This is a genomic window from Streptomyces sp. RP5T (genome assembly GCF_003933965.1).
Taxonomy (GTDB): Bacteria; Actinomycetota; Actinomycetes; order Streptomycetales; family Streptomycetaceae; genus Streptomyces.
Map to the genome: position 1 here is coordinate 1 of NZ_RSAJ01000721.1, position 3801 is coordinate 3801.

Sequence of the window (3801 nt, forward strand, 5' to 3'; positions counted from 1 at the left end):
CCACCGCCCTGGTCACCGCGTCCCCCCGCGCGGTCGCCGACACCGTCCTGGCGGCCCTCGGCGCGAGCCGGTTCGCCGTCTCCGTCACCGCCGACGACACCGAGCACACCAAGCCCGCCCCCGACCCCTACCTGGCCGCCTGCCGCGCGCTCGGCGTGCAGCCCTCGGGCTGTGTGGCCGTCGAGGACACGGAGACCGGCGTCCGCTCCGCCGAGGCGGCCGGCTGCGCGGTCCTCGCCGTGCCCTCCCTGGCCCCCATCGAGGCGGGCCCGGGGCGCACGGTCCTGACCGGCCTGGAGGACGTCACCGTGACCCGGCTGCGCGCCCTGCTGCCGTACCGGCTCCGCGTGATGACCTGGAACCTCTGGTACGGCGGCACCAAGGTCCACGACCACCGGGCCAAGCAGCTCAAGGTCATCGCCGAGACCGACGTGGACGTGGTCGGGCTCCAGGAGACGTACGGCACCGCCGCGGAGGAACTCGCCCGCGCACTCGGCTGGCACCACCACAGTGCCGGACCGAACCTCGGCGTCATCAGCCGCTTCCCGATCACCGCCGCGCCGGGCGACCCCGACGTCGGCTTCTACGGGGCGGCGGGCGCGCGGATCACCGTCGGGGAGCGGGAGGTCGAGATCTGGACGGCCCATCTGGACTCCGCGCGCTACGGGCCCTACGAGGAGGAGCCGCTCGCCCACGAGGAGGTGCGGCTCGGGCAGCTGCGGGACACCCTGCGCCGGATCGGGGACGCGGCGCCCGTCGTCCTCGTCGGGGACTTCAACTGCCCCTCCCACCTGGACCGGCCGGGCGTCGAGTGGCCGGTGACGAAGGCGGCCGAGGAGGCGGGTTTCCGGGACTCCTTCCGGGAGGCCCGCCCGGACCCCGTGCGCGATCCCGGGCACACCTGGTCGCCGGTGCACGCCCACCCGGAGCCGCGGGACCGGATCGACTTCGTCCTGCACCGCGGACTGCGCGTGCTCGACTCGCGGACGTACGTCAGCGGCACGCCCCGGACCTGGCCGGATGTCGAGGACAACGACTGGCCGTCCGACCATGCCGCGGTGATCACCACATTCTCACTGGGCAGCGGGCCCGCGACTGTCTAGCATCGATGCCATGACCTGGCGACATTGATCCACCAGCCGTGCCTCCCGAGGGCCGCCTCGGACGCCGTGCCCACGACGTCCGAACCGCCCTTCCGGGAAGGCCCCATGACACTCTCACCCGCACCCGTGTCCGCGACCGGCGTCCGCCGGCTGACGACCACGCTGTACGGCTACGCGTTCCTCGACGACCTCGTCCTGCTCTACCCGGTGTACGCGCTGCTGTTCGCGGACACCGGCCTGCCGCTCTGGCAGATCTCCTCGCTGTTCGCCCTGTGGTCCCTCACGGCCGTCGTCCTGGAGGTGCCCTCCGGCGCCTGGGCCGACACCGTCTCGCGGCGCCGCCTGCTGTGGCTCGGCCCGCTGCTCACGGCCGCCGGCTTCGCGCTGTGGGTGACCGTGCCGTCGTACGGCGCCTTCGCGCTGGGCTTCGTCCTGTGGGGAGCCGGCGGCGCGCTCGGCTCCGGCTCGCTGGAGGCCCTCGTCTACGACGAACTGGAACGGCTCGGGGCCACCGAGCGGTACGCGCGCGCGATGGGGCGGACCCGGGCGGTCCGGCTGCTGGCCACGGTCGCCGCGATGGGCCTCGCCGGCCCGGTCCTCGCGCTCGGCGGCTACGAGGCCGTGGGCGCCGCGAGCGTCCTGGCCTGTCTGCTGGCGGCGCTGACGGCGACCCGGCTCCCGGAGCACCGGGTCCCGGCGGAGCGGGGCAGCGCCCGCTGGTCGGCGACCCTGCGGGCCGGACTCGCCGAGGCCCGCGGGGACCGGAGCGTCCAGGGCGCCCTGCTGCTCGTACCCGCCGTCGCCGCGGTCTGGGGCGCCCTGGACGAGTACGTGTCCCTGCTGATCCGCGATCTCGGCGTGGCCGACGCGACCGTCCCCTACCTGGTCCTGCTGGTCTGGTCGATCGTTACCGTCGGCAGCCTGTGCGCCGGGCCCGCCGAGCGCCTCGGCACCCGGGGCCTGGCCGCACTGGTCGCGGGTGCCGCGCTCGCCCTGGCCGTGGGCGCGGGTGTCCGCACCCCGGCCGGCATCGCCCTGGTCGGCCTCGCCTTCGCCGGCTTCCAGCTGGCCGAGGTACTCGCCGACGTCCGCCTCCAGCACCGCATCGACGACGCCCGCCGGGCCACCCTGACCTCGGTGGCGAGTCTGGGCACGGAACTGGTCACGGTCGCCGTGTTCGGGCTGTACGGCCTGCTCGGCGCGTCCCTGGCGCACAGCACGGTGTTCGTGATCCTCTCCGTGCCCTATCTGGTGACGGCGCTGGTGCTGTCCAGGAGCGGGCGCCGGCGTCACGGATCACCGGACGGCCGCCCGCGCAAGGCGTCGCCGCGGGACACCCCGCGCAACGAATCGCCGCGGGAGCGCCCCCGCGCGCAATGAACCGCTCAGCAGCGCGCAACGGCTCCTCCTTGTCCGCCCCGGTGAGCCGCCCGTACCGTCTACGTGGCCCTTCATGTGGCCCCCACATCCACTTCCGCCCGGTGAGGATCACGCATGCGCACCGCCCTGCTCCAGAGCTCCGGCCGCCCCGGCTCCGTCGAGGGGAACCTCAAGGTCCTCGACGAGGCCGCGGGCCGGGCCGCCGCCGCGGGCGCCGCGCTGCTGGCCGCACCCGAGATGTTCCTCACCGGGTACGCGATCGGCGACGACATCGCCCGCCTCGCCGAGGCGGCCGACGGCGACTCGGCGGACGCGGTAGCGGAGATCGCCGAGCGGCACGGGATCGCGATCGCGTACGGATACCCCGAGCGCCTGGCCGACACGGTCCTCAACTCCGCCCAGCTGATCTCCGCCGACGGCACCCGGCTCGCCAACTACCGCAAGACGCACCTCTTCGGCTGCTTCGAGCGCGAGCACTTCGAGCCGGGCGAACAGACGGTCGTCCAGGCCGAGGTGGGCGGCCTCACGGTCGGCCTCATGATCTGCTACGACGTCGAGTTCCCGGAGAACGTCCGGGCCCACGCCCTCGCCGGCACCGACCTCCTGATCGTGCCGACGGCCCAGATGCACCCGTTCCAGTTCGTCGCCGAGTCCCTGGTGCCGGTGCGGGCCTGGGAGAACCAGATGTACGTCGCCTACGTCAACCGGGTCGGTGCGGAAGGGGAGTTCGAGTTCGTCGGGCTCTCCACGCTGGCCGGCCCCGACGGGGTGGCCCGGGCCCGCGCCGGCCGCGGTGAGGAGCTGGTGTTCGCCGACGCCGACCCCGCCTTCCTCACCGCCTCCCGCGCGGCGAACCCGTACCTCGCCGACCGCCGGCCCGGCCTCTACGCGTCCCTCGTCTGAACCACCCCTTTGTGCTAGGAGTCCGTACCCCATGACGTCCACCGTGCCCAACGCCGTCGAGCACGCAGACGAGCAGCAGCCGCCGATCACCATGTTCGGACCGGACTTCCCTTACGCCTACGACGACTTCCTCGCCCACCCGGCGGGCCTCGGCCAGATACCGGCGACCGAGCACGGCAGCGAGGTCGCGGTGATCGGCGGCGGTCTCTCCGGGATCGTGGCCGCGTACGAGCTGATGAAGATGGGCCTCAAGCCGGTCGTGTACGAGGCCGACCGGATCGGCGGACGGCTCAGGACCGTGGGGTTCGAGGGCTGCGATCCCACGCTGACCGCGGAGATGGGCGCGATGCGCTTCCCGCCCTCCTCCACCGCCCTCCAGCACTACATCGACCTCGTCGGCCTTGAGACCCGTCCC

Annotated in this window: 4 protein-coding genes; all 4 read left to right on the forward strand. The window is 73.7% G+C overall.

Going from position 1 to position 3801, the window contains the following annotated elements; genetic code table 11:
* The coding region (locus EHS43_RS39825) for an HAD-IA family hydrolase (RefSeq protein ID WP_125195434.1) at positions 1–1103 on the forward strand (1103 nt) is incomplete at its 5' end.
* Between the two features lie 105 nt (positions 1104–1208).
* Positions 1209–2483: an MFS transporter gene (locus EHS43_RS39830; protein ID WP_260470925.1), complete on the forward strand. Its 1275-nt coding sequence runs from the start codon at positions 1209–1211 to the stop codon at positions 2481–2483.
* Between the two features lie 114 nt (positions 2484–2597).
* The gene (locus EHS43_RS39835; protein WP_125195435.1) at positions 2598–3386 is read left to right on the forward strand and encodes a carbon-nitrogen hydrolase family protein; all 789 of its coding nucleotides are present in this window, start codon (positions 2598–2600) and stop codon (positions 3384–3386) included.
* Between the two features lie 31 nt (positions 3387–3417).
* A partial coding sequence (locus tag EHS43_RS39840) for an FAD-dependent oxidoreductase (protein ID WP_185806612.1) occupies positions 3418–3801 on the forward strand: 384 nt, incomplete at its 3' end.

What these genes read in the sequence shown, in the direction of transcription:
- EHS43_RS39835 (WP_125195435.1), top strand. Translation starts at nt 2,598, where the DNA reads ATGCGCACCGCCCTGCTCCAGAGCTCCGGCCGCCCCGGCTCCGTCGAG.
- EHS43_RS39830 (WP_260470925.1), top strand. Translation starts at nt 1,209, where the DNA reads ATGACACTCTCACCCGCACCCGTGTCCGCGACCGGCGTCCGCCGGCTG.